We start from the raw sequence: 24549 nt of genomic DNA on the forward strand, positions 1-24549 counted from the left end.
GGCGCAGTGTTCCGCTTCGGGAGGGGGAAAGCTTGAAGGCGAGCGATGTGGGTTGAACGATCTGCGCCGCCGCCGCGAAGGGAGCTACGGGAGAGATGGGTCTGCTCGGCGTTGCAGGTCAGCAGAGCGCGCAGCGCTTGCAGCCAACGCCGACCCGAATTGATTCAGCAACTCACGGGCAGTCCGCAGATCGCGGGTGTCGAATCCCTCCGTGAACTGAGCGTAGACCGTGGCCAAAATGTCGCATGCCTCCTCAACAAGTCCTTGGCGCGATTTGAGCTGGGCCAGGGTTGTGGCGGCTCGAAGCTCCCAGCCTCTGGCCTTCTGCTGACGGGACAGCTCGAGTGAACGCGTGAGGCACCGCTCGGCCTCAATTTCCTCTGGTTGAGTAGTTGCCATCAAGAGGCTGGCGCGAACGCGTAGCAGTTCCGGCGCCTCCCAGGTTTCTGCGTTGCCTGGCGCGTGTGTGAGTACGTCGGTGATGACGGCCAGCCCTTCTTCGACCTGACCGGCGGCACCCAGACCCTCGGCGAGTGCGCAGGCGGTGACCGTGAGCATGAGGTTTTTCTGATTCTTGGTCTTCATGTCGGCGAGGGCGCTGCTGATCAGCTCGATGCCTTCCGCCAGGTTGCCGCGACGAATCAGGACTTCGCCCTTCAGTGCCAATGCTTCTGTGTGGAACCACACGAGACGGCCCTGCCAGTGTGGCTGGGCCAACACTCGTCCAATCACTTCCAGTGCAGTATCCAGATCGCCGCGCCATAGGAAGACATGGCATACGACGAGCAACGCATAGCTGCGATTGGCTGCAGAAGTTGCCGCCGACTCTTCAAGGGCCTGTTTGGCCGTCTGCAGAGCCTGATCAGGGTAACCGCACAGCCATCGCACACGGGCGAGGCCGATCAGGCCGCGCGAACGATAGTAGATGCCGAGCTGCTGAGCATCCGCCGCGTAGTGATCGCCGCCATGCGTGAAGCCGCGCTCGAAGAGTTGCAAGGCGGTCTGTTGATTGCCCAGGCAATACTGAGAAGATCCACGCAGCCAGTCCGCGATGGCCCACGCGATTACATCGTCGGTCGATCTCGCGACTGTTTCGATCTCTTCGCTGATCGCCAAGGAGGCGCGGAAGTCCGTCACACGATGTGAGTAGAAATGCAGCGAGGCAAGCAGCCGCAATAGAACAGCTGTTTCGGCAAGTTCCCGCGCCATCTCGATGCCACGCACGATTACAGCGTGTAGACCTGGAGCGCCGGTGTACATCGAAGCGATGGCGAGCGCCTCCTGCAGCACGAGTTCCTTTTTATCGATGTGCGATGCCTGGGTCAAACGCGCCAGCGCGGCTTTGCTCCAGGAATGGCACTCATTCCACAACGAGAAGTGCAGGAGAGTGGCGACCGAGGCAGCGGCCAGATCGATCCCCGTCTCGATTCTTGCTGGAATCGATGCCCCCGGGCGATCGCTGAAGCACCAGTCAAGCGCCGCGCGCAAGTTGCCGAGGTGTTCATGGTTGAACTGCGGCGGCCGCGAGCCCAGCAGTTCCGCGAAGTAGCGTGCATGTCGCTCCGCGACTGCATCGATATCGTTCATCTGCTCCAGCCGCTCCGACGCATGGATACGCGTCGTTTCCAGGAGCCGGTAGTGTGTGGTCCCCTCAGGTGCCCGGTATGTGGCGACCAGCGATTTCGCGATCAGAGAGTCGAGCGCAATCGCAATGGCGGCTATGTCCTGGTCAGCTTCAGGCAGCGTCGCCTGCGCTGCTTCGAGAGTGAACGGACCAACAAAGATCGACAGCCCACGAAGAACGCGTTGCTCGAAAGGCGGCAACAGGCCGTAGCTCCAATCGAGCAGTGCGTATAGTGTCTTGTGGCGTGGTAAGGCTGTTCTGCGGCCTTGCCAGTGCAGGCCGAGTCTTTTGTCCAGAAGATCGACTGTTCCTTCGAGCCCATACGTGGCAATTCGTCCCGCGACCAACTCGAGCGCGAGGGCGATGCCATCCAGTCTGCGGCAAATATCGGCGACCATCGAAGCATTCTCGTCCGTGAGTCTGAAGCGACTGTCCGACGCAGTTGCGCGCTCGACAAACAATTTGATCGCGGGGAACTCGAGCGCAGCCTCCGCACTGAGAGATATCTCGGGGGGTGGGCTCTCGAGAGGACGCAGCCAGTGCGCGTGTTCCCCCTCGACGCGTAGCGCTTCGCGGCTGGTGGTCAGGATATGCACCTGTGGTGCCTGACTGCAGATCACTTCGGCCAAAGAGGCAGCTGCGTCGATGACGTGCTCGCAATTGTCCAGGACCAGCAGCAGCCGTGCGTTTTGCAGGAACGCCATCAGGGTGGTCAGCGCGTCGACGCTCTGACTCGCAAGGCCCAGGGTCGAGGCTACCGTTGTCGGCAGCAGCGATGCATCCGTGATGGCTCCGAAGTCGACGAAGCATACGCTTCCGCCGAACTCATCTTTCATTGCATGGGCCACTGATACAGCAACGGTCGTCTTGCCCATACCTCCCGCACCGACGATCGTCACGAAACGATCTGTGCGAAGGTCGGCAGCGATCGTGCGGACGGTTTCATCGCGACCGACCATTCGGTTGAGCGCCAATGGCAGAGGTCGCGGCACAACTGAGGGGAAGGCCCGTGGGACCTCGAGCACGATTGCTGGTGTGCCCACCCGGGTGACTGGCGCGACGAAACAGTAGCCCTGACCGACGACGTTCTCGATGTAGGACGCGCCACTGTCGGCGGCGTCGAGCGCCTTGCGTAGCGCTGCCATATGCACACGCAAATTGCCGGGGCTCACTACGAGATCGCGCCATACACGCGACATCAATTCCTTCTGGCTGACGATCTGACCAGCGTGTTCCACGAGCGCGATCAGGATGTCGAGCGCACGATCTCCCAATGCGATCGCAATGCCGTCACGTTCGAGCGTGCGCGTCGCTGGCGACAGTCGGAAAGGTCCAAACGATACGATCCCTCGGTCCGAGCCGCTCATGGCGAAGAACCCGAGAAGGACGTGCCGTGGACCCCGGAAGGTGAGTCGTCGACTCCGCGACTTTCGTAGTCGACTAACGGGTCGAATTCGCAAGTGCCATCAAGGGCTCGCAACATCTCCGCGGCTGCTTTGAGGTCTCGAGTTTCGAAACCTTCGGTGAACTGATCATAGATCGTCGCAAGCAATTGCCGCGCCTGCTCGCAGTCGCCACTTTGGATTCTAATGCGTGCCAGGGTCATGGCTGATCGCAACTCCCACGACCGAGCGGATTGCCGACGTGCGACTCGGCAGGAGCGAACCAGAAGGCGCACCGCGCGCGCTTCGTTTTCCCGGGAGATTGAAAGGAGAACTTGCGCTTGCATGCGCAACAGCTCCGGCAGGAGCGCGCCCTCTCCGTTGCGCACGCAATCGCGTCGGGCGGTACGTATGATAGAGAGCGCGTCCTCGGCGCTTCCCATGGTTCGCAAGCCTTCCGTCATCCAGCACGCGGCGAGCGACCGGACCACGTTCAGTCGTTCGTCTTTCATCTTACGTAGCGCTGCTTGAACCATGGAAGTCCCTTGCTCCGTCTCTTCGCGTCCGATCAGCAATGCCCCTTGCATCGCAGCTGCGCTCGAGTGGAACGGCTTCAGCATGGGCCAATGAGTGTGGTTGACGAGTTGCTCCAGGCCGTCCTGTGCCGCGTCCCAATGGCCGCACCACAAGTACACAGGCGTCGTGTAAAGCAGCGCGAAGCAAGTTTCGAGAGGCTTGCCGGATCTCATTGCCGTTGCGACGGCCTGCTGGGCAGTCTGCATCGCGCGCTCGGGAAGGCCGGAGAGCCACAAGGTGCGGGATAGCACAATCAATCCGCGCACGCGATGGTCATTGCCGCACAACTGGAGATTGCGTTCGCCCGCGCGTGCGAACCCCGCGTCGAAAAGCCGTCTCGCCACTGCCTGATCCCCTCGCCAGTGTTGAGCAACGCCTTGGAGCAGGTCGGATATCGCAAGGCAAGTCACATCGCCGGCCTGCTTCGCGGCAGCATCCCATTCCTCCGCAGCTGAGAGCGCGCCGCGAAAGTCGCCGAGACGGGTCAGAAAGAGGTGCCGTGTCACTAGCATGCGCAGGCGCTGCGTCGGCTCATCGAGCGGAGACGCGAGCTGCAGTCCACGCGCGATGGCGGCCAGCACGTCATCGCTGCTGTCTCCGGTCCACATAGCTGAGATCGCCCAGGTGCTTTGAAGCAGCATCTCGCGCCTACCGCCGCGCATGGACTCATCGAGCGCGGCGAGGCCTGCAGCGCTCCACTTGTAGGATTCGCTCAACAAGGACAGCTCGAAGAACACCGGGGCGGCGGCAGCGGCAAGGTCGATGGCAAGCGGTGGAGTTGCAACCTTCTCACCCTGAGAGAAGCACCACTCGAGCGCAGCGCGTACGTTGCCAAGATGCTCACGCAACGCGTGCGCGCGGCCCGTGTACTCCAGGTCGATCAGTCCGCCATGGTGTAAATCGAGCAGCTTCGAGAAATACTCTGCATGGCGTCGCCCAGTAATGGAACCATCGTCGCTCTGTTGCAGCTTCTCCCGAGCGTAGATTCGAGTGGTTTCGAGAAGCCTATAGCGTTCCGAACCGGATCCGCCGGCCAGCGCGGACACGAGAGATTTGGCGACCAAGGCGTCCAAGGCATTGAAGATTGCCTCATCTGCCTGTACGCCGTGGACGACGGCGCAGGCGGCCTCGACGGTGAATGCACCAATGAATACCGATAGCCGGCGCAGCGCAAGTTGCTCCACGTCTGGAAGTAGGCCGTAGCTCCAGTCGAGCAAGGCGCGCAGTGTCTGATGACGGGGAAGAGCGGTGCGTCGTCCGTGCCAGTCGAGGCCGAGATTCCTGTTCAGGAGATCCGCCGTTACTTCGATGCCGTGACTGCCCGCACGCCCTCCGGCGAGCTCGATCGCGAGCGGGATTCCTTCGAGCCTGCCGCAGATGGCGGCCACGATCGGCGCATTCTCGTCGTCCAGGCCCAAACGATAGCCGCTGGCGGCTGCACGCTCCATGAACAGCTGCACCGCAGGGAAGGCGAGCACGTTCGTGGCTTTCAGGCTGGACTGCGGCGAGGGGCTCGCGAGGGGGGGCAGCCAGTAGATGTGCTCGCCTTCGACCCGCAACGCTTCGCGACTCGTGGCGAGAATGTGAACCTCGGGAGCTCCCTTGAAGATCGTTTCGGCCAACGTGGCGATCGTATCGATGACGTGCTCGCAATTGTCGATCACGAGCAGGAACCGCAACGTTCGCAGGTATTCCAGCAGAGTGGGGACTGCGTCTGCGGTCTGGAGCGATAGACCCAGCGAAGCGGCAATCGTCGCGGCGACCAGGTTTGCATCTACAACCGCACCGATGTCGACGAAGCACACCCCGCCTGAGAACGCTTCGAGAAGGGCGTGGGCGACGGCGATAGCGACCGTCGTCTTACCCATGCCTCCGGGACCGATGATGGTCACGAATCGCTCGGCAATGAGATCGTCACTGATCGAGCGCACGACCTGTTCACGGCCGACCATCCGTGCGAGTCTCGACGGCAGGACGAGCCGCTTGCTGGCAATATCGGGGAACGCCGCACGACGCGGTAACAAGACAGCAGCACTCTCGCGAGTGATCTGCGCGACAAAACAATAGCCCTGACCGGTCACGTTCTCGATATAGCGATCACCGCCTTCGCCGTCACCAAGCGCCTTGCGCAGGGCGCTCATGTGAACTCGAAGGTTTCCCGGAGTGACGACGAGATCCCGCCACACACGCGACATCAGCTCACGCTGACTGACGATCTCGCCTGCGCGTTCGACCAGTACGATCAGAATGTCGAGCGCACGGTCGCCTAACGCGAGTGGTACGCCGTCGCGTTCGATTTGACGCGTTGCCGGCGACAACCGGAAGCGTCCGAACGATGCGATCCCGCTGTCCGAGCCATGCATCGCTAATGACCTTGGGAAGCTGAGGGTCGGGATGTGCGTCGCAGCTGAGAGTGAGAGTAACGAATTCCCGGCGTGTTGGTAAGCGTTCACTGAAACTCGTGCGCTGAGACGATCGACCCGATGCACCAGTGTCAATCATGCACGCGTGAATGGAGGGAAGTGCGGTCCTTTGCGCGGATTAACACCGCTGAACTTGGGTCCGCCGCGACTTGATGGGAAAGTCGCTCCACACATCGATACCGGATCCCCACCCAAGGAGAAGCTTGATGAACACACCTTTCTCTTCCGGCACCGCAAGTCGGCGTGATGTGCTCGCGGCCGGTGTTATGGGTGCGGCCACGGCCGGGTTATCTGCTGCCGCCGTGGCCGGCACGTCGCAGCAGAAGCCCGCACCTTCTTCCCACTCCAAAGGAAACCATCCCGTGAACATGATCACCGCCAAAGACGGCACCCAGATCTACTACAAGGACTGGGGCCGCGGTCCCGTCGTCACCTTCTCGCATGGCTGGCCGCTCAACGCAGACGCTTGGGACGGACAGATGCAGTTTCTCGCACAGAACGGCTTTCGTGTCGTCGCACACGACCGTCGCGGCCACGGCCGTTCTGAACAAGCCTCATCGAATAACGACATGAACGGCTACGCCGACGATCTGGCGGCTGTCATTGAAACGCTCGATCTCAAGAACATCACGCTGGTCGGCCACTCAACGGGCGGCGGTGAGGTGGTGCGCTATCTGGCGCGTCACGGCACCAAGCGAGCAGCCAAGGCGGTGCTCATCGGAGCTGTGCCGCCGATCATGCTCAAGACCGCCGCGAATCCGGAAGGTTTGCCGATCGACCTGTTCGATGGATTGCGCGCGTCGCTGATCAAAGATCGCTCCCAGTTCTACAAGGATTTCGCTGTTCCATTCTTCGGGGTGAACCGCGACGGCGCCAACCTATCGCAGGGAACGCTGGATCAGTTCTGGCTCTGGAGCATGCAGGCGGGACTGAAGAATGCGTACGAGTGCATCAAGGCATTCTCGGAGACGGACTTCACCGATGACCTAAAGAAGATCGACATCCCGACACTGCTCATGCACGGCGAGGATGATCAGATCGTTCCGGTCCACGACTCCGCGAAGAAGGCGGAGAAGCTTCTCAGGAGCGTCAAGGCGATCTACTACCCGCGCGCACCGCACGGGCTGACCGTGACGCATCAGGATCAAATCAACGCCGATCTGCTGGCCTTCCTTCGCGGCTGAGGCTGCGTTTGCGGCGAGCGGTCACAGATGTCGACATTCCTCGGAGTGACTCATGGACAACTCATCCATTCCAATCGCGCTTGTGGGCCTCGTTCCTGCTGCATGCGACGCAGAGGCAGGCCGGCGCTATGCCGGCCCGTCCAAGGCCGCCGTGGATGCGGTACCGCCGGACGATCCAAGCCAATTATTGCAGGTGTCAGCACGAGCCACCAAGGACGCTGATCCGCTCGCAAAACATGGCTTCTCGTTCGTAAGAACGGCGATAGCGGAGTTGTGCAGTGCTATCCGCAGCGCACTGGATGACGAACGCGGTACCGCCGAAGACAGCTTGCGGCGCGCGGCCGACATTCTGCGACAGATGGGAGAGACGAGATCTCTTGCTGGCAGTGAACAACCTCGAGGCGGCTTGGCGCCGTGGCAGATCCGGAAGGTAACAAGCTATATCGATGCCAATCTCGATCGATCGATCCGCAACGAAGAGCTCGCCGCGATCGCGCGATTGAATGCATCACATTTCGGCCGGGCCTTTCGCAACAGCTTCGGTGAGCCGCCTCATGAATATGTGATTCGGCGGCGCGTGGAGCGCGCTCAGGGACTGATGCTGTCGACCAGCGCTCCGCTGAGTGCCATTGCACTGGACTGCGGGTTGGCCGATCAGGCGCACCTTTGCAGGCTGTTTCGGCGAGTTGTCGGAGAAAGCCCGAGTGCCTGGCGGCGAGCGCGCCTGGGTGAGCCGGTGAGTGTGTGACTCTGCACGCAGGAATAGATCCGTGAACAGTGGCAAGCATAGTGAAGTACGCGATCCGGATGGCCATCGTTGGCCGGTAACGGCGCTTCGTCCCGGCGCTCACGTTGTGAGCCCGCGGGCGTGCTACACGCATCACGGTATCTATGTCGGCGGCGGTCGCGTCGTGCACTACCGCGGACTTGAGCGTGGTTTGCGTGTCGGGTCCGTGGAAGCCGTTTCGATCGAGCGCTTTGCGCGAGGACGTCCACTGCGGATTCTCGCCGAAGCCGCGCCCCATTTCGACCCGACAGAGATCGTCCAACGTGCGATGTCTCGCATTGGCGAAGATAGTTATCACGTTCTCACGAACAACTGCGAGCACTTCTGCCAGTGGTGTGTGCATGCGGAACAGAGAAGCTATCAAGTCGATAGCCTGCTGCACTGTATGAGTTCGCCGCTGCGCCTCGTGCGCGGCATTCAAGATCGCGCGACGCATGTGCGAGCGTTGCTCACCACCGGTTTGTCGTATCTATTCTCATCGAGAGGATTCAATCCATGAGCCGCAAAGACGAAGTGGTGATTATTACCGGCGGTGCTGCGGGCATTGGACTTGCGGCAGCCAGAGCATTTGCCGTCGAAGGGGCGCACGTTCTCATTACGGGGCGCCGTGCATCTCGGCTCGAGGAAATCTCCCGAGTCGAGGGCCGCATCGAGCACCTGGTTGCGGATGTCGCCGATCCTGACGATGCGCAACGCACGATAGCGAAAGCCGCCGAGTTGTGGGGGCGGGTGGACGTGCTGGTCAACAATGCAGGTGCGGGACTGCCGAAGCCTCTCGTGGAGACGACCGCGGAGTATGCAAATGGTGTTTACGCGGTGAATACCGTCGGACCGACGCTCCTGGCTGCCGCAGCCGTGCCCTACCTGATCGAATCCAGTGGATCGATCATCAACATTTCGAGCTCGCTCGCCACCAAGCCGGTGGCCGGCTTTGCCAACTACTGCGCCAGCAAAGCTGCTCTTGAACAACTGACTCGATGCTGGGCATTGGAGCTTGCGCCACAGCGCGTGAGAGTGAACGCTATCGCCTCGGGGCCGGTAGAGAGCGATTTCCTGGAGGCGCGCATGGGCCTCTCGCGTGAACAAGCCGAGGCAGTCATGGCTCAGGAGCGCGCTGTCATTCCGATGGGTCGCAGAGGAGTGCCCGAGGACATCGCGCGCTGGATCGTAGCGCTGGCCAGCCGAGATGCCGACTGGGTCACAGGCCAGGTGTTCCACATCGACGGTGGTTTCACGTTGGTGTGATTGATTCTTCGTCAGAACACGACATCACGGACTCACCGCGAGGGCTCAATTGGATTGCCAGAACACAACAGGTTGACAGATTTTCGGCACGCTCGAGCCTCGGGCGCGCCGGCAAGGGCACAGGGCCAGTTCAATCGTCGTCGACGCGCATCGAGCCGCTATGTCTGTACGAGGACTCACCGCTCCGATGCGCCATCTCGGGCTTTTTATGAAACGAAGGTATCGGATCGCTGGCAGGAAATGTGTCGCGTAGCGCTTCGTCGAGCCACTCGTTGTCCTTATCCAGTTGTAGGTGCGGCTCCGTTCGTCTTTCGCTATGCATGGCCTGCCCCATTTCAGATCGACTGCTTTGACTGTGTGGCGAGCATCGAACGATAGTCATTCGACGGTGAAAACAGGTGCGCCCACATTCTTCACCAGGACGACGAGGAATTTCGCTGGGACCGCGTTGCTTGCGTTCCTGCCTACGATATGCAGGTCGCTGGGGCCCTCGTAGAAGGTCTCGCCGGGATTCAGAGTCACTTCCTTACCGCCCTTGACCTGCATGACGATCGATCCTTCCAAGACGTAGATGAAACCGTGGGCATCGTGACGATGAATGGGATCAGCGGCACCTGGAGCGTAGGTCACCGTGATCATCAGTACCTCCTTGCCCGGAAACTCCTGCAGCGATTTCGTGACGAGTTCGTGGACTGCAATGTCACCTGCAGTGTGTCCGGGAGGTGAGATCAGGGTGCTCGAAGCGAGCGCAATGACGGCGGCGATGCGTTTCGGGCTGAGCATGGTGTAATCCTCGCTAAAAGAAAGTTAGGAGAAGCTCCAGGATTCCCGCCAGTTCACGTCTGCAATGACCGCGGCATTGCCGCTGAGGCATGAAGGTGAGAGAACGTCGGCGGCTGCGAATCTCAGTTCAATCTCACGTGGGAGCATGGATGCAAGGTCGCTGCTCCATTCGTGTTTCATGGCGAGCCACACGGGCAGGGCGTCATCTCCATCGGAGCTCGGTTCGAGAGAAACATACACTGTGAGCACCGAGCCCTCCTCGATCGCCCACAAACGCCGTACAGATGCGTGAGCGTCGTACCACTTGGTCAGGGAGGTGCAGATCACGGTGACGTCTCGGTCCGCAAAGCAGGATCGATCAGCAGCGAGACTCATGCGGCGGTCCTTGGTCGGGATGGCGCAAGGATTGTTCGATGAAACGGCGTCAAAGGCTTGATGAATACGTTCGCGACTTGAATAGCGATTGCCCGCTCTCTGCGTCACTTCGGTTCCTGTGGTGCGCGAGATCATCAAGCATCAGTCACAGAGCTCCTGAAGAATTGGTGCAGCACATCTGAGGGCAGCGAAATGCGTGCAAAATCCATCTGTGTCTTTGCAGGCTCGAGTCTTGGTTTCGATCCGGCGTTTGCTCATGCCGCTCGAAGTCTAGGTACCATGCTGGCAATGCGTGGCTACACGTTGGTGTACGGCGGAGCGAGCGTGGGGCTCATGGGTGCGGTAGCAGATGCCGCGTTACACTGCGGGGGCACAGTAGTCGGCGTGATGCCTCAGTTCCTGATCGCAAAGGAAGTGGCGCATCCGGGCTTGACGCGCCTGACAGTCACTGCATCGATGCATGAACGAAAGCAGACCATGGCAGAGCTATCCGACGGCTTCATTGCGATGCCCGGCAGCCTGGGGACAATCGATGAGTTCTTTGAGGCATTGACCTGGGCCCAGTTGGGACTGCACTCCAAACCCTGCGGTCTACTGAACGTGAATGGCTACTATGACGCTCTGCTTGAATTTCTGGAGGTAGCCGTGTATCGAGGTTTACTGAGCGCCAACAATCGATCGCTATTCCTGACGGACTCAGACGTGGGTTCGCTGCTTCAGCGGATGGAGATCCACCGTCCGTCCATCGAGCCCAAATGGATGTGATCGTGCCGGTGGCTACAGGCGGCCGGCCAGCCAGGATGCGAGGTTGCGAACATAGCAATGGACGGAAGCCACTGCTTCGGGCGTGGCCGGAAGATTGCCTCCTGGCGTCTCGGTGACAAAATCCGGACTGCCGCGATTTGGATCCCAGTTGTAGTCGGCGAAGTGGTGAAAGGTCGACTGCGTCAAGGCTGGGCCGTGATCTTGCGAGCCCTCGAAAGCCACTGCGATGTTGAATCGCAGTCCGCTCATGCGACTTCTGCCTGTCGCGATGACGCGTGCGCCCGCTTCCAACGGTGGGGGCATCACAGCTCCTTCGTGCGGATGGGCGGGCAGATACATCACCGTGCCGCTCTCGGCGTTGGGATCGAGCATGATGGGATGCACCGGGAGTTCCGCCCGGATGCGCTGGAAATCTCCGTTGGCGCCGGAGTGGAAGTTTGGCCAAAGAATGTGCCCGGTTCCGCGGTCGTCGGGCGGAGGAACAGGGCTGATTGCATTGTGCGAGTGGAAGATATTTGCGGCACCGATCAAACCGAGTTCACAGATGGAACAGCCAAGATCCATGTGATCGCGGGCAATCATGAGGCCGCCGCCTCGTTGCCAGAATCGCTGGATTCCCATCAGATCGTCAACGTGGAGGCCGTCGCCCGTATCGACGGCGAACAGCCAGAGTTGATCGAAGCTCGACCGATCGAGCGCCGATAGCACCGAGTCCGCGGTTCCGATGGGATCGCGGTCTCGCGCCGTAACGTTGAACAGGGATTGGCCGTCTTCGCCTTGCAGCGACATCAGGTACTCGCGCAGCATCGAAAAGCGACCGATGTGCCAATCGTTCGCGGTGTACTCGATAGTGGTTTGCAGCAGGATGTGTATGGGTCTGCTCATGACGCCGGCTCGCTCGGCTCCTTCCATGTGGCGCAGTAGTCGTAGCACGCATGCAGTTCGTTGATGACGGCGACTATCTGAGCGGCGGAAACAAGCACGATTGAACCCTGAGGCTGCTCGATGACAGCGCGGCCGTTGCTGGTTGTGTAGACCCTGGTCGGAACTGGATGGCCGGTCTCATCACTCATGGTGTCTACCTGAGAGAACGGGAATATGCCAACGCTACTGGAAAGTCGCTGCAATCCCTTGACGGTCTAGTGCGTGCGTTGAACGAAAATGGCCTTCGGCCCGGGGCTGCCTGGCGATGCAACGAGCGTGGGTTCGCTGTACTCCAGGCGCGCGCATTCAAGAGCTGCTCGAAACCGCCAAGATATTGGTACTCGCGGGCTCGACGATACACATCAGCTAACACATTGGATTGTCAGGAGAGCACGAATGAGCGCCATTCCCGTGACAGGTCAGGTTGCCATTGATACTCGCGTACTCGCTGGCGTAACCGTACCGGATACGCCGCTGGTCGCAAGAGCCATCGACTTTGCGCGAGAGAGTTCGACGCCTTACCTGTTCAACCACTCAATGAGGTCCTGGCTCTTCGCGGAAGCAATGGCGCAAGCGAATAATGAGGCGCATGACACAGAGGTGCTCGCGGTCGCAATCTTGCTGCATGATTTGGGGTTGATGCCGGCCTTCAGCGGGCCTCTCAGATTCGAAGTCGAAGGCGCCAATGCGGCGCGGGATTTCGCCCGTAGGCAAGGCATGTCCGAGTCGCGAGCGCAGTTGATCTGGGATGGCGTCGCTTTGAATTCCACTCCGTCGATCGGTCTTCACAAGGAGCCGGAGGTCGCACTCTGCACGACTGGTATCGGATTGGACTGGGGCGGATGGGGCTATGAGACCTTGCTGAAGTCGCAGATCGAAGAGATCGTAGATACCTTTCCTCGCCTGCAGATGAAGAAGCAGTTTGCGCGCGATGTATGCAGCATCGTGCAAGAACGGTGCGCCACGACCTATGACAATTTCGCGCACGATTTTGGTGAACGTTTCGTGCCCGGATACAGACGCCCCTCGGCTGTCGACTTGCTATTCGACGCCCCGTTCGCGGAATAGAGCGGAGGAGTCCGCGGCTGTGGCCACGTTCTGGTGCGCTCGACAAGCACAGCGAAGCGGTTCAAGAGGCGGTGCCAGCAGCGCAATGTGAAGCAGGCTGCGCGCCGGTGCGGTGGAGTGTCCCCGATCCTACGGTTCAGATAAGCGAGCCAGTGCATGACGAGTCAGCAGCAACCTATTCAGTCCGGGTTCTCGGCCACATCGACAGCTGCGGAAGTTGTATGCGGCATCGATCTCCGCGAGCGGACCGCGATCGTCACCGGTGGCTACGGGGGATTGGGGCTGGAGGTGGTCCGCGCGCTCGCGAGCGCCGGTGCTGCCGTGATCGTCCCTGCGCGCAACGCGGCCAGAGCGCGGAAATCGGTTGCGACGATACCGCGCGTGCAGGTTGACGATCTCGATCTGATGAATCCAGGGTCGATTGACGGATTCGCCGACCGCTTCGCGGAGAGGCATGGGGCTCTTCACATGCTGGTCAACTGCGCCGGCATCATGGCGAATCCCTTAAGTCGTGATGCGCGCGGGTACGAAAGCCAGTTCTCAACGAATCATCTCGGTCATTTCCAGCTCACCGTACGCCTGTGGTCACTGCTCGGGGCAGCGGGTAATGCCAGGATTGTCGCGCTCTCCTCGCGAGGGCACCGATTCTCGCCGGTCGAGTTCGAAGATCCCAACTTCAACCTGCGCCCATACGATCGCTGGAGGGCATATGGACAATCAAAGACGGCCAACGTCTTGTTTGCCGTTGAAGCTGACCGTAGAGGAGAATCGTGCGGCATCCGTGCATTCGCGGTTCATCCCGGCACGATCCTCACGGAGCTCTCAAGATACCTCACGGATGAGGATCTCGCAGGCTACGGATTGACGCGAGATACACCTCGAGGATTCGTGCCGGAAGGACAATCTGCCGCGGAAGGTGGCGTGTTCAAGACGGCAGAACAAGGTGCTGCGACTGCTGTGTGGTGTGCGGCCAGCCCTCAACTGGTCGGCTATGGTGGTGTGTACTGCGAGGATGTTGACATCGCTAGGGTGTCAGAGGCGGACGATGCCAAAGAGCCGGGCGTCAAACCTTGGGCAATCGATTCAGGTGCGGCACAGAAGCTGTGGAAGTTGAGCGAGCAGGTGACCGGGGTGCGGATCGAGTGAGAGGCCGATCCGTGTGGGGGAGAATTATCAAGTACCGCACGTAGTGGATTGATGGCGCGACCATCGGTTGAGTGTTCACCGCGATCCTTATCCAAGCGGTTAAACGTAGTCTGGAGTTCGTTAAGGACGAAACAAGCGCTTCTACCTCGGATCGACCGTCGTCTGGGTGGTGTTCCCGAACCCAGATCGCCGCATGCACGATCCGGATTCGGTTGTGACGACCCTTATGCGGCCGTGCGTTCAGAGATGTCTCTGAGCGAAGGCAGCTGGGGGCAGAGTTCACTGCAGAACGCCGCCCATTGCTCCATCAGCGCCGCCCGTTTCGCTAATAGCACGCCGCGCTGGTAAGCGGCCTCTGCCGCATCCTTGAGTTTGTGGGCGAGCGCATGCTCGATCACCTCGCGCGGGAAGAACGCGACCTCCGCCGCCCAGTCGCGAAAGGTGGAGCGAAATCCGTGCGGCGTGGCAACTCGATCCTGCACCGGGTCGAGATAGCCGATACCACCGCGATTGAGGTCCCTCTCATGCATGCCATCGATGAGTTCGCTAAGGGCGGCGTCGGTCAGTTCGCCGCCGCTCTCGGGCGCGGGGAACAGCAGGTCGCAGCCTGGTCTGACCGGCAGGCACTCGTATAGCGAGATTGCTGCGTCGGACAACGGGACGACATGGTCCTTCTCCAGCTTCATGCGGTCCTTTGGGATCGTCCATCGCTTGAGCTGCAGGTTGATCTCGCTATGCCGGGCGCCACGGATTTCCTGACTACGAGTGGCGGTCAGAATGCCCCATTCGAGCGCCCGGATAGAGACGCCTCGCCGGGACCTCAGATCAGCCATGAAGGCGCCGACTCGGAGGTAGGGTAGTGCGGGATGGTGCCGCTTCTTGCGCTTCTTGAGCTTGGTCGGGGAGGGCAGCTCATACTCCAGGTTACCGTTCCAGGCGGCGGGATTCTTGCCGCTGCGATAGCCGCGGTGCTCGGCCCAGTCGAGGATGGACTCGATGCGACCGCGAACACGGGTTGCCGTTTCGGTCTTGTTCGCCCAGATCGGCTGGAGGATGCGCAGGAGGTGGGCCAGGGTGATCTCGCGCGGGTGGAGATACCCAATCACCGGGTGGGCGTATTCCTCCAGTGTCGAGGACCACTGCTTGGAGTGTTTGGGTGATTTCCAGCCCGCCTGTTGGGCCGCGATATAGGTTCGCGCGCATAACCGGAACGTCACCGGCGGTTCGTCTTTGGCGGTGCTCGGCGTCGGCGGGTTCGGTTGGGCCGACAGGACGAGAACGCGCGGTTGAGGCGTTGTCGCGGGTAATTGCGGGCTGGCCGACCCGGACGGCCGGGTTCGGCGCCTCTCCCAGGCTCGATCGCGCGCCTGCGCGAGCGTGACCTGGGGAAAGCCGCCGAGCCCGAACTCCTGTCGTTTTCCGTTGACTTGGTGACGCAGGACCCAGCACCGGTATCCATCCTCGATGCGCAGGTACAATCCAGGGACACCGCCGACGGCATATCGACCTTCTTCTCGCAGGGACATGACGGCGCGGGCGGAAAGCTCGCGAGCGCGCTTTGGCATGATCAACTCCTTCAGCCATCTCCGTCCCCCATCAGAAACCGGATCTCGGTGGCTCTAAATGACCAATATGGAATCCGAGCGAACCGGTTTTCTTCAAGAAGTCAGGGACTTAGCTGTACTGATCAGCCCTCGTTGAACCGTGGTGGATGTCGGTGGAAAGTACCGTCGTCTCCGCCTTTAGGACTCACTCTCCGCCATACAGGAAAGCCCTCGATAGAGGGCTTTGTTGTATGGCAAGGAGGGAGGGATGAGGAGTTCGACAAAACGGCAGGACCGCCGTTTTGCGCAGCCTTCAGGCTGCCCGAAGGGCGAAGTACAGGGACGTGCTTCGTGCAATCCCTCGCTCTCCGCCATTCTCTCTATCCCGTCAGCGGATTGGGCGCGTCCCGTTGGCGCTGTCCACCATTACGTCCACCATCGATGCTGCCGGCTGCGGCTGGGAAATGCGGCGGCAGCCATCGCATCCTAAGGGCAATGGCACTTAGTTAGCGCCCTGCAGTGGTTGGCGGTTAGCGGTTAGGGCAGAACGGAGGCCAGGATTTGGCTCATTTCTGGCTAACCGCTATCCGCGAACCGCTGCGACAAAGACAGTTAACTAAGCACCATTGGGCTTAAGAAGGATTTGTTTCGCAGCACCGTGGCTTGCGCGCCTCGACGGCGCGCTGAAACGTCAGTGTGTGAGCCGGCGATGAAACGTCGGCTTTGTACCAGGCAAAACTTCGTGGCGGCTTAGTTGATCAGCGTCGCCACGAACGCTTCCAATCCCTTCCTGTCTTCCTCATCAAATCTGGCGATCTTCGGGCTGTCCAGATCCAGCACGCCGATGACTTCGCCATTGCGAATCATCGGCACCACGATCTCCGAATTCGATGCGGTGTCACAGGCGATGTGACCTGGAAACTGGTGCACGTCGCGGACGACTTGCGTCGTGCGCTGGGCCGCGGCGGTTCCGCACACGCCTTTGCCCATCGCGATACGCACGCACGCGGGTTTTCCCTGGAAGGGGCCGACGACCAGCTCACCGTCCTTGAGCAAATAGAACCCCGCCCAATTCAAGTCCGGCAGCGAGTGATAGAGCAGCGCCGCGCTGTTGGCCAGGTTCGCGATGAGGTCGCGCTCGCCGGCGATCAAGCCAGTCAGCTCCTGAAGCAGTTGCCGATACAGGACGGGCTTGGGCTGGGTGGTATCGATGTGGCTCTCGTGCATGGCTCGGCTCGCTCGATTGCCTTCAGCAAGGCAATTCAGCAAATTCATTAAGGGCCTGGGGCAGCATTCTACTCCCCGGCGCCAGGTGTGATCGCCGTGCTTCCAGCGTGACCAGCCGCGCGTGTACGCTCCGCACGCGTTGATACATGCACTGCAAGGTCAGCGGACGAATCATGGAGCCAGGAGCAAGCTCGACAGCCGGTGACGGCAAACCCCTCGGCGAGGCCGCGGAACAGCCGGCCCCTGCGCTGCTGCGGCGCGAGTTGCCGCCGGGAGAGATTGTCGGGCGTTATCGTATCGTGCGACTGCTCGGCCGTGGCGGCATGGGCTCGGTGTACTTTGCCGAGCGTGCGGACGACGAATATCAACAATCGGTGGCGTTGAAGGTCGTCGAGTGGTGTCCCACCGTCACCGATCTTGCCGGCCGTTTCCGCGCCGAACGTCAGATCCTCGCGCGGCTCGCGCACGAAAACATCGCGCGCATGCTGGATGGCGGGCAGATGCACGATGGCACGCCCTATCTGGTGATGGAGCACATTGCCGGCATGCGCATCGATCAGTACTGCAAGCTCCGTCACCTCGGCATTGAAGCCAAGCTCAGGTTGATGCAGCAAGTGTGCAGCGCCGTGCAGTACGCGCACCAGAACCTGGTCATCCATCGCGACCTGAAGCCGTCGAACATTCTGGTAACGGCTCAAGGGGTGGTGAAGCTGCTGGACTTCGGCGTCGCCAAGCTGCTGAACGCCGAGACCGCGCTCGCCAACTCGATGACACAGCAGATCGATCGCGTGCTGACGCCGGATCATGCCAGCCCGGAGCAACTCCTGGGGCAGCCGGTCGGCACGCAATCGGATATCTATGCGCTCGGTGTGCTGCTCTACGAGCTTTTGAGCGGCAAGCGGCCCTATGAATTCGCGAACCTGTCGCTTTGTGAGATCACGCGCATCGTGGGTCTCACCAATCCTCCAGCGCCAAGCGCGCGAATTCCAGACGAACCCGGCAAGCGCGGCCTTGCGGTCGAGCTGCGCGGCGATCTGGATAACATCGTGCTCAAAGCCATGCACTGCGATTCGAGCCAACGTTACCAGACGGCGGCGGGGCTTGCGGCCGACATCCAGAACTATCTCGATGGCCGTCCGGTACACGCGCGGCCGGATACGTGGGCTTATCGCGCCCGCAAGTTCGTGCGACGAAATGTATGGGCCGTGGCCGGCTCGGTCGCTTCGATGCTGATGATCTCGACCGTTGTCGCGTTCTATACGGCCGAGCTGTCCCGAGAGCGTGACAGTGCGCAACGCGAACGCAAGGCGGCCGACTCCGTCGCCGAATTCATGCTCGACGTGTTCCGTCGAGCCAACCCGAACGAGACGCGCGGTGCTGAAGTCACTGCGCGCGATCTGCTCGACGTGGCGGCGGCGCGTATCGACCGCGATCTGGTCAACGAACCCCGGTTGCGCTTGTCGCTGATGCGCAAGATGGGCCAGTCGTACAGCGGCCTGGGCCTGATGCCCGAGGCGTTGGGTTTGATGGAGCGCCAGGTGAGCGTGGCGCGCGGGGAGTTCGGCGAGACCGACGTCGAGTTGGCACGCGCACTGGAGGCGCTTGGTCATGTGCATTTTTCGATGTCGCGTTTTCCGCTCGCCGAACAAGCGTTCGGCGAGGCCGAATTGATCCGCGTGCGCCTGGGATTGGAGCAGGACGAGGAATGGGCGCAGCTGTTGCATTCGATCGCCCAGAATCTGCGTGCCCAGCAGCGCTTCGAGGACGCGATCAAATATCACCGCCGGGCCGAAACGGCCGCACGAGAATTGCCGGAGTCCCAGCGGGCGACCTTGGGCAACGTGCTGCAAGGGTTCGCTTTCACGTTGGGCGAGTCCGGCCAATATGCGCCGGCCGAAAGCTACGCGCGCGAGGCGCTGCCACTGTTGGAAGGCGCGGTTCACGAAGGCCAGGACCTGTATGCCACCGGCCTCAATACGCTGGCCCATATCCTGCGCCGTCAGTTCAAGCTCGATGAAGCGGAGCCGCTGTTTCGCAAGTTTGTCACCCGCCAGAGCGACATTCTCGGCAAGAATCATTTCCTGGTGGCACGCGCACACAACAATCTGGCGACCGTGTTGCGGGCGAGGGCCGATTATCACGGTGCGCAACAGGCACTGCTGGAGGCGCTGAAGATCTATCAGTCCGGTCGCGAGCCCGATCAGCTGGATCTGGCCATCGCGCATCACAATCTGGCAGGTGTGTATCGTGAAGCGCGCGATTTCACTCGCGCGCTGGAGCACGCCGATCAGGCAATCGCCCTCAAGCGCAATGCCGTGGGGCCCGGCAGTCCGCAGTTGGTCAGCTCGTTGCTGGAACGGGCTGGGGCGCTGCGAGAGTTAGGTGAGCTCTCCACTGCAAGAACGGCACTGACTGAAGCCGAAGTTATCGCGGCGGAGCGCTTCGATCCCAGCGACCGGCGCCACGTGCTGGTGACATTGGAACGCGGGCGCTTGAATCTCGCGACCGGCCAATCCACCGCCGCGAGCAAAGACATTGAAGATGCTGTGGCCAGTCTGCGCAAACAGGATGAGCCAGTAAAACTTGCCGAGGCGCTGTGCACGCTGGCTGAACTGCGTGCCGATTCCGGCGACGTTGCTGGCGCCGCGACTCTTCTTGAAGAAGCGACGGAGCTGCAACGGAAGGTCATGCCTGCGACTCACCCGTCCATAGCAGCTGTCCGACAACAGCTGAGCGCTCTGACCCAGGATCCGAGGCGCGCGCCGTAGGCCATCAGAACCGCATGAAGCTGATCAAGCGATAAAAGAGGGCGCCTCAGGTCCGATCGAAGGGAAACGCAAGCACCTCATCGATGTGTTTCGCCCCGGTCGCGCACATCACCAGGCGATCGAAGCCCAGCGCCACGCCGGAGCAGTCGGGAAGGCCGTGATCGAGCGCGGCGAGGAAACGTTCATCGATAGGCATCGGCGGCAGTCCTCGCCTGGCGCGTTCTTCCAGGTCGCGTTCGAACCTCGCTCTCTGTTCGGCCGCATTGCCCAATTCGTGAAAGCCGTTCGCCAGCTCCAACCCATCCATGTACGCCTCGAAGCGCGAGGCGACCGGACCCCGAATCTGCGCGAGCGCCGCTTGCGACGCCGGATAGTCATAGACGAATGTCAGCCGGTCGTGGCCAAGCTGCGGTCCTACCAGGATGCCCATGATCAGATCGAGGCAAGCATCACGATCGCTGCGCACGTCGCGCGGTACTTCGATGCCCGAGCTTTCCAAACGCGCGATCAATACCGGCACCGGATCATCGAACGGATCGACGCCCGCATGGAGTTGGACCGCTTCCCGGTAAGTCAGCCGCTCCGACCGATCGAACGCGCGCGCCGGCGGCAGCACCGTGGTGATCAACCGCTCCACGTCCGACATCAGCGCGTGATGATCCATGCCGAGCCGATACCACTCGATCATCGTGAATTCAGGGTTGTGATGGCGACCACTCTCGCCGTCGCGATAGACCTTGCAGATTTGCCAGATGTCACCGCAGCCGGCCGCGAGCAGACGTTTCATCGCATACTCGGGCGAGGTGTGCAGGAAAGTGCGTCGCCCGAGCGTCGTTGCGGCCACGCTCGCCAGATGAACATCCGTCACCGCCGCGGAGCTGAGCGTCGGCGTATCGACCTCCAGCGCCCGAGTGGCCGTGAAATATTCACGCGCTGCTCGCAGCATGGACGCTCGAATTTCGAGCGTCGCAATGGGCGCGGTGGGACGCCAATCGTTCTTCATTGCACGACCCGGGCAATGGGGCGGCCGAGTTGCACGGTCGCATTAGCTCGCATCGACGCGTCCCAGTGAACGCGGTTGCGCTCGAACAGCAACACCACGGTCGAGCCCATGTTGAAGCGGCCGAGCTCCTCACCCTTGTCGAGCTCGCGGCCGACACCCTTGGCGATGATCTCGGGACGCTTGTTCCGTCGTGGCGGCGGATTCACTTCGCCGCAGTGGACGGTCTCGATGCTGCCGACGTGCAGCGCGCCCACCAGGATCACCGCGACCCTGCCAATCGCTGTATCGAACTCGCAAATCAACCTTTCATTGCGAGCAAACACCCTGGGCACCGCGCGAGCCGTCGATGCGTTCACGCTGAACAAATCGCCTGGCACATAGATGTTCTTGAGCGCCTTGCCCGCATACGGCATGTGAATGCGGTGATAGTTGTACGGTGCCAGATAGATGCACGCGAAGCTGCCGTTGCGATAGGCGGCGATCGATTCCTCATCGCCCGCCAGCAGTTCCTGCAACGTGTAGTGCTGACCCTTGGCTTGCAGCATGGACTCATTCAGCAGCTCGCCGACCTGGCTTACGGTGCCGTCGACCGGGCTGACCACCCATTCGGATTCGATGGCAATGGGGCGAGCGCCGGGCTGCAGCGCGCGCGTGAAAAAATCATTGAAGGTGCGATAGGCGAACGGGTCCGGCTGCGCCGCCTCGGCCATGTTGATGTCGAACAGATTGAGAAAGATGCGCAGGAACGTGTTCTTGACGAACCGCGACTCGCTGCGCGCGATGGCGTAGATCACGCGCGACATCAGGTGCTTGGGCAGAACGTACTGGAGCGCGGCGAACAGCCGGTCGCCGGTGCTGACGGAAGGAACGTCTGTCATGAGCGCGCGATCACGAGTGGGGCGAGGCGGCGACGATGCTGCGATAGTCTGCCGCGATGATGGCAACATTGTGCGGCGTCGAGGACAGGGCGCGCAGCGCGCCGCTCGGGTCGATGATGAAGATCGCAGCGGAGTGATCGACGGTGTAGTTGTCGCCCGGCAGGGGCGAGATCGCCACGGGCACGCCCAGCTTCGTCGCAAACTCTTCGACAGCCGCTTGCTCGCCGGCGGTGATGCCGGTGAACGTAGGGCTGAACGACTTCACGTATTGAGCCAGCCGTTCCGGCGTGTCGCGCCTGGCATCGACCGAGACCAGGACGATGTGCGGGCGCTGTTCGGGCGGCAGGTCGGCGAGCTGCTTCTCGACCTGCGCCAGCAGCGCCAGCGTGGTCGGGCAGATGTCGGGACAGGAGGTGAAGCCAAAGAACAGAATGCTCCAGTGGCCACGCAGTTGCTCCACGCCGAAGGGCTGACCTTGCTGATCGACGAAGGCCAGCGGCGGCAGCGGCCGGGCCGGATCGAGCAGCGTGGCCTTGGCCAGGACCGGCGTGCTGGAGCGATCCAGCAGGGCACGTGACAGCAGCAGGCCGGCCGCAATCGCTACAATAGCGACCAGCACCGCGAGTCCAATCGATTTTGCTCGGCTCATTTGTCTCCTCGTGGCGCGAAGTATCGCATGCCCGCCAAGAAATCCGCCTCCAGGAAGTCCGCCGCCCCGCCCGAGCGTGCGACCGTTGCACAGCTGATCAGCTTCGCGGCTGAACAGTTCGCCATCGCCGGGCTGTGGTTCGGCCATGGCACTGACAACGCCGTCGACGAGGCCGCCGAGCTGGTGTTTTTCGCGGCGGGTCTACGGCACGACGATGCGGATGAAGTGTACGGCCAGGTGCTCAAAGCCCCGCAACGCGCCAAGGCGCTCGAGCTCATCGAACGGCGCATTCGCGAGCGCGTGCCGGCGGCCTATCTCACGCATCGCATGTGGTTCGCGGGGCATGAGTTCTACGTCGATGAGCGCGTGCTGGTGCCCCGTTCGCCGATTGCCGAGTTGATCGAAGCGCAGTTCCGGCCCTGGATCGATCCTGGCAAAGTGCAGCGAATCCTCGACATCGGCACCGGCTCGGGCTGCATTGCCATCGCCGCGGCATTGGCCTTTCCAGAGGCGAAGGTCGATGCCGCGGATCTCTCTCCCGACGCGCTCGCAGTCACGCGCAAAAACATCGAGCGCCACGCTGTTGAACAGCGCGTGCGCGCCGTTCAGTCGGACGTGTTCGACGGCTTGAAGGGCGAGCGCTACGACGTAATCGTCTCCAACCCGCCGTATGTCGGCGACGAGGAACTGGCCGGCCTCCCCGAGGAATATCGCCGCGAGCCGGTGATGGGCTTGCACGGCGGCCGCGATGGTCTCGACATCGTCCATCGAATCCTCGACCAGGCTGCCGCGCACCTGCAGCCGCACGGAATATTGATCGTCGAAGTGGGCAACTCGGAAGAAGCGTTGGTGGAGGCACTGCCCCGCATGCCTTTCACCTGGCTGGACTTCGAGCGCGGTGGGGGCGGCGTGTTTCTGCTTACCAGAGATCAGCTGGTCGCAAAGTCATAATAGCTGGCGGAATCCGCGCGAATGGCACAGAGCGTCGCGGGCGCTGTGTGGGTAGAATCAGTCAGTACATACATACGAGTCGCTACGCCCCTCGCTCATGTCCGGCAACACCCTAGGCAAGCTCTTTACCGTCACCACCTTCGGCGAAAGCCATGGCCCCGCGCTCGGCTGCATCGTCGATGGCTGCCCGCCGGGGCTGGAGCTGTCGGAGGCGGACATTCAGCCGGAGCTCGAGCGCCGGCGCACCGGGACCTCGCGACATACCAGCCAGCGCAAGGAGCCGGATCAGGTGAAAATCCTGTCGGGGGTGTTCGAGGGCCGCACCACCGGCACGCCCATCGGCATGGTGATCGAGAACACCGATCAGCGCTCCTACGACTACGAGAAGATCAAGGATCGCTTCCGCCCCGGGCACGCCGACTACACCTATCAGCAGAAATATGGCTTCCGCGACTATCGCGGCGGCGGCCGGTCGTCGGCCCGCGAGACGGTAATGCGCGTCGCGGCGGGCGCGATTGCTCGCAAATATCTGCGTGAACGCCTCGGCGTCAGCATTCGAGGATATCTGGCGCAGCTCGGGCCCTTGGTGCTCGAACCCAAATCACTGGCGACGGTATACGACAACCCGTTTTTCAGCCCCGATCCATCGCGGCTCGAAGAACTGGAGAACTACATGATCGACCTGCGTCGCGAGGGCGATTCCGTGGGCGCGCGCGTCAACGTGATTGCCAGCGGCGTGCCTGCCGGGCTGGGCGAGCCAGTATTCGACCGGCTCGATGCGGACATCGCGTTCGCCATGATGAGCATCAACGCCGTGAAAGGCGTGGAGATCGGCGCCGGCTTCGCCAGTGTCAGCCAGAAGGGCAGCGAACATCGCGACGAAATGACGCCGCAGGGATTCCTCTCGAACAACGCCGGCGGAGTCCTCGGCGGCATCTCCTCCGGTCAGGACATCCTGGTCAGCATCGCCCTCAAGCCCACCTCCAGCATCACCATTCCGGGGCGCACCGTCGATGTGAATGGCAACAGCGTGGAGGTGGTCACCACGGGACGGCACGACCCCTGTGTGGGACTGCGTGCCACGCCCATCGCCGAGGCGATGCTGGCGCTGGTATTGATCGATCACTACCTCCGGCACCGAGCGCAGAACGCGGACCATCTGCCGAGGTGAACCCCGGATTCACCGCGAGTCATCGCGGGAATCATCGATTACCCCGCTGCTTCCGGGCGGCGATTGAGGTAGTGTG

The 24549-nt window shown here is 61.5% G+C and carries 21 protein-coding genes; 10 read left to right on the forward strand and 11 right to left on the reverse strand.

Annotated elements, in window-relative coordinates:
- Positions 1-84 precede the first annotated feature (84 nt).
- Together VGE08_RS05575 and VGE08_RS05580 are read right to left on the reverse strand one after the other, a co-directional pair.
- Positions 85-2991 (reverse strand): ATP-binding protein, encoded by a 2907-nt coding sequence (locus VGE08_RS05575; RefSeq protein WP_331066859.1) that lies wholly within the window; start codon positions 2989-2991, stop codon positions 85-87.
- Positions 2988-5945 (reverse strand): ATP-binding protein, encoded by a 2958-nt coding sequence (locus VGE08_RS05580; protein WP_331066860.1) that lies wholly within the window; start codon positions 5943-5945, stop codon positions 2988-2990. The genes VGE08_RS05575 and VGE08_RS05580 overlap by 4 nt, the downstream gene beginning before the upstream one ends.
- A 266-nt stretch (positions 5946-6211) precedes the next feature.
- Here VGE08_RS05580 and VGE08_RS05585 point away from each other — a divergent pair, with 266 nt between their 5' ends.
- The 4 genes from VGE08_RS05585 to VGE08_RS05600 are packed head-to-tail and all read left to right on the forward strand — an operon-like array spanning position 6212 to position 9221.
- On the forward strand, positions 6212-7189 hold the full coding sequence (locus VGE08_RS05585; protein ID WP_414717462.1) for an alpha/beta fold hydrolase: 978 nt from the start codon (positions 6212-6214) through the stop codon (positions 7187-7189).
- A 52-nt stretch (positions 7190-7241) separates the two neighbouring features.
- Entirely contained in the window at positions 7242-7937 is a 696-nt protein-coding gene (locus VGE08_RS05590; RefSeq protein WP_331066862.1) for an AraC family transcriptional regulator, read from the forward strand.
- A gap of 22 nt (positions 7938-7959) precedes the next feature.
- Positions 7960-8475: a lecithin retinol acyltransferase family protein gene (locus VGE08_RS05595; RefSeq protein ID WP_331066863.1), complete on the forward strand. Its 516-nt coding sequence runs from the start codon at positions 7960-7962 to the stop codon at positions 8473-8475.
- Positions 8472-9221: an SDR family oxidoreductase gene (locus VGE08_RS05600; RefSeq protein ID WP_331066864.1), complete on the forward strand. Its 750-nt coding sequence runs from the start codon at positions 8472-8474 to the stop codon at positions 9219-9221. The genes VGE08_RS05595 and VGE08_RS05600 overlap by 4 nt, the downstream gene beginning before the upstream one ends.
- Positions 9222-9599: 378 nt before the next feature.
- Here the strand turns inward: VGE08_RS05600 and VGE08_RS05605 are convergent, their stop codons facing one another.
- Both VGE08_RS05605 and VGE08_RS05610 read right to left on the reverse strand, forming a co-directional pair.
- Entirely contained in the window at positions 9600-10004 is a 405-nt protein-coding gene (locus VGE08_RS05605; protein ID WP_331066865.1) for a cupin domain-containing protein, read from the reverse strand.
- A 24-nt stretch (positions 10005-10028) separates the two neighbouring features.
- A complete protein-coding gene (locus VGE08_RS05610; protein WP_331066866.1) occupies positions 10029-10379 on the reverse strand; it encodes a hypothetical protein in 351 nt (116 codons plus the stop codon).
- Positions 10380-10571: 192 nt separating this feature from the next.
- Between VGE08_RS05610 and VGE08_RS05615 the strand changes: the two genes are divergently transcribed.
- Positions 10572-11144, forward strand: a complete 573-nt coding sequence (locus VGE08_RS05615) for a TIGR00730 family Rossman fold protein (protein ID WP_331066867.1) — start codon at positions 10572-10574, stop codon at positions 11142-11144.
- Positions 11145-11156: 12 nt separating this feature from the next.
- Here the strand turns inward: VGE08_RS05615 and VGE08_RS05620 are convergent, their stop codons facing one another.
- Together VGE08_RS05620 and VGE08_RS05625 are read right to left on the reverse strand one after the other, a co-directional pair.
- Positions 11157-12029, reverse strand: coding sequence for a hypothetical protein (locus VGE08_RS05620; RefSeq protein ID WP_331066868.1), 873 nt, complete (start codon positions 12027-12029; stop codon positions 11157-11159).
- The gene (locus VGE08_RS05625) at positions 12026-12217 is read right to left on the reverse strand and encodes a hypothetical protein (RefSeq protein ID WP_331066869.1); all 192 of its coding nucleotides are present in this window, start codon (positions 12215-12217) and stop codon (positions 12026-12028) included. The genes VGE08_RS05620 and VGE08_RS05625 overlap by 4 nt, the downstream gene beginning before the upstream one ends.
- Positions 12218-12464: 247 nt before the next feature.
- Between VGE08_RS05625 and VGE08_RS05630 the strand changes: the two genes are divergently transcribed.
- Both VGE08_RS05630 and VGE08_RS05635 read left to right on the forward strand, forming a co-directional pair.
- Entirely contained in the window at positions 12465-13136 is a 672-nt protein-coding gene (locus VGE08_RS05630; RefSeq protein ID WP_331066870.1) for an HD domain-containing protein, read from the forward strand.
- 156 nt (positions 13137-13292) lie between these two features.
- Positions 13293-14282, forward strand: a complete 990-nt coding sequence (locus tag VGE08_RS05635) for an oxidoreductase (RefSeq protein WP_331066871.1) — start codon at positions 13293-13295, stop codon at positions 14280-14282.
- Between the two features lie 224 nt (positions 14283-14506).
- Here the strand turns inward: VGE08_RS05635 and VGE08_RS05640 are convergent, their stop codons facing one another.
- Together VGE08_RS05640 and VGE08_RS05645 are read right to left on the reverse strand one after the other, a co-directional pair.
- Entirely contained in the window at positions 14507-15847 is a 1341-nt protein-coding gene (locus tag VGE08_RS05640; protein WP_331066872.1) for a tyrosine-type recombinase/integrase, read from the reverse strand.
- 729 nt (positions 15848-16576) lie between these two features.
- Entirely contained in the window at positions 16577-17053 is a 477-nt protein-coding gene (locus VGE08_RS05645) for a GAF domain-containing protein (RefSeq protein ID WP_331066873.1), read from the reverse strand.
- Between the two features lie 173 nt (positions 17054-17226).
- Here VGE08_RS05645 and VGE08_RS05650 point away from each other — a divergent pair, with 173 nt between their 5' ends.
- The gene (locus VGE08_RS05650; protein ID WP_331066874.1) at positions 17227-19821 is read left to right on the forward strand and encodes a serine/threonine-protein kinase; all 2595 of its coding nucleotides are present in this window, start codon (positions 17227-17229) and stop codon (positions 19819-19821) included.
- A gap of 46 nt (positions 19822-19867) precedes the next feature.
- On the opposite strand, the gene epmA is transcribed toward VGE08_RS05650, so the two are convergent.
- The 3 genes from epmA to VGE08_RS05665 are packed head-to-tail and all read right to left on the reverse strand — an operon-like array spanning position 19868 to position 22351.
- Positions 19868-20824: an EF-P lysine aminoacylase EpmA gene (gene epmA, locus VGE08_RS05655; protein ID WP_331066875.1), complete on the reverse strand. Its 957-nt coding sequence runs from the start codon at positions 20822-20824 to the stop codon at positions 19868-19870.
- Positions 20821-21702: an archaetidylserine decarboxylase gene (gene asd / locus VGE08_RS05660; protein WP_331066876.1), complete on the reverse strand. Its 882-nt coding sequence runs from the start codon at positions 21700-21702 to the stop codon at positions 20821-20823. Before asd ends, epmA begins: the two co-directional genes overlap by 4 nt.
- A 10-nt stretch (positions 21703-21712) precedes the next feature.
- The gene (locus VGE08_RS05665) at positions 21713-22351 is read right to left on the reverse strand and encodes an SCO family protein (protein ID WP_331066877.1); all 639 of its coding nucleotides are present in this window, start codon (positions 22349-22351) and stop codon (positions 21713-21715) included.
- A 27-nt stretch (positions 22352-22378) separates the two neighbouring features.
- Here VGE08_RS05665 and prmB point away from each other — a divergent pair, with 27 nt between their 5' ends.
- Complete coding sequence (prmB, locus tag VGE08_RS05670) at positions 22379-23302, forward strand: 50S ribosomal protein L3 N(5)-glutamine methyltransferase (protein WP_331066878.1); 924 nt, start codon at positions 22379-22381, stop codon at positions 23300-23302.
- A gap of 97 nt (positions 23303-23399) precedes the next feature.
- The gene (gene aroC, locus VGE08_RS05675) at positions 23400-24473 is read left to right on the forward strand and encodes a chorismate synthase (RefSeq protein WP_331066879.1); all 1074 of its coding nucleotides are present in this window, start codon (positions 23400-23402) and stop codon (positions 24471-24473) included.
- Positions 24474-24549: the final 76 nt, after the last annotated feature.

The organism is Steroidobacter sp. (genome assembly GCF_036406195.1).
In the GTDB taxonomy this organism is placed as follows: domain Bacteria; phylum Pseudomonadota; class Gammaproteobacteria; order Steroidobacterales; family Steroidobacteraceae; genus Steroidobacter.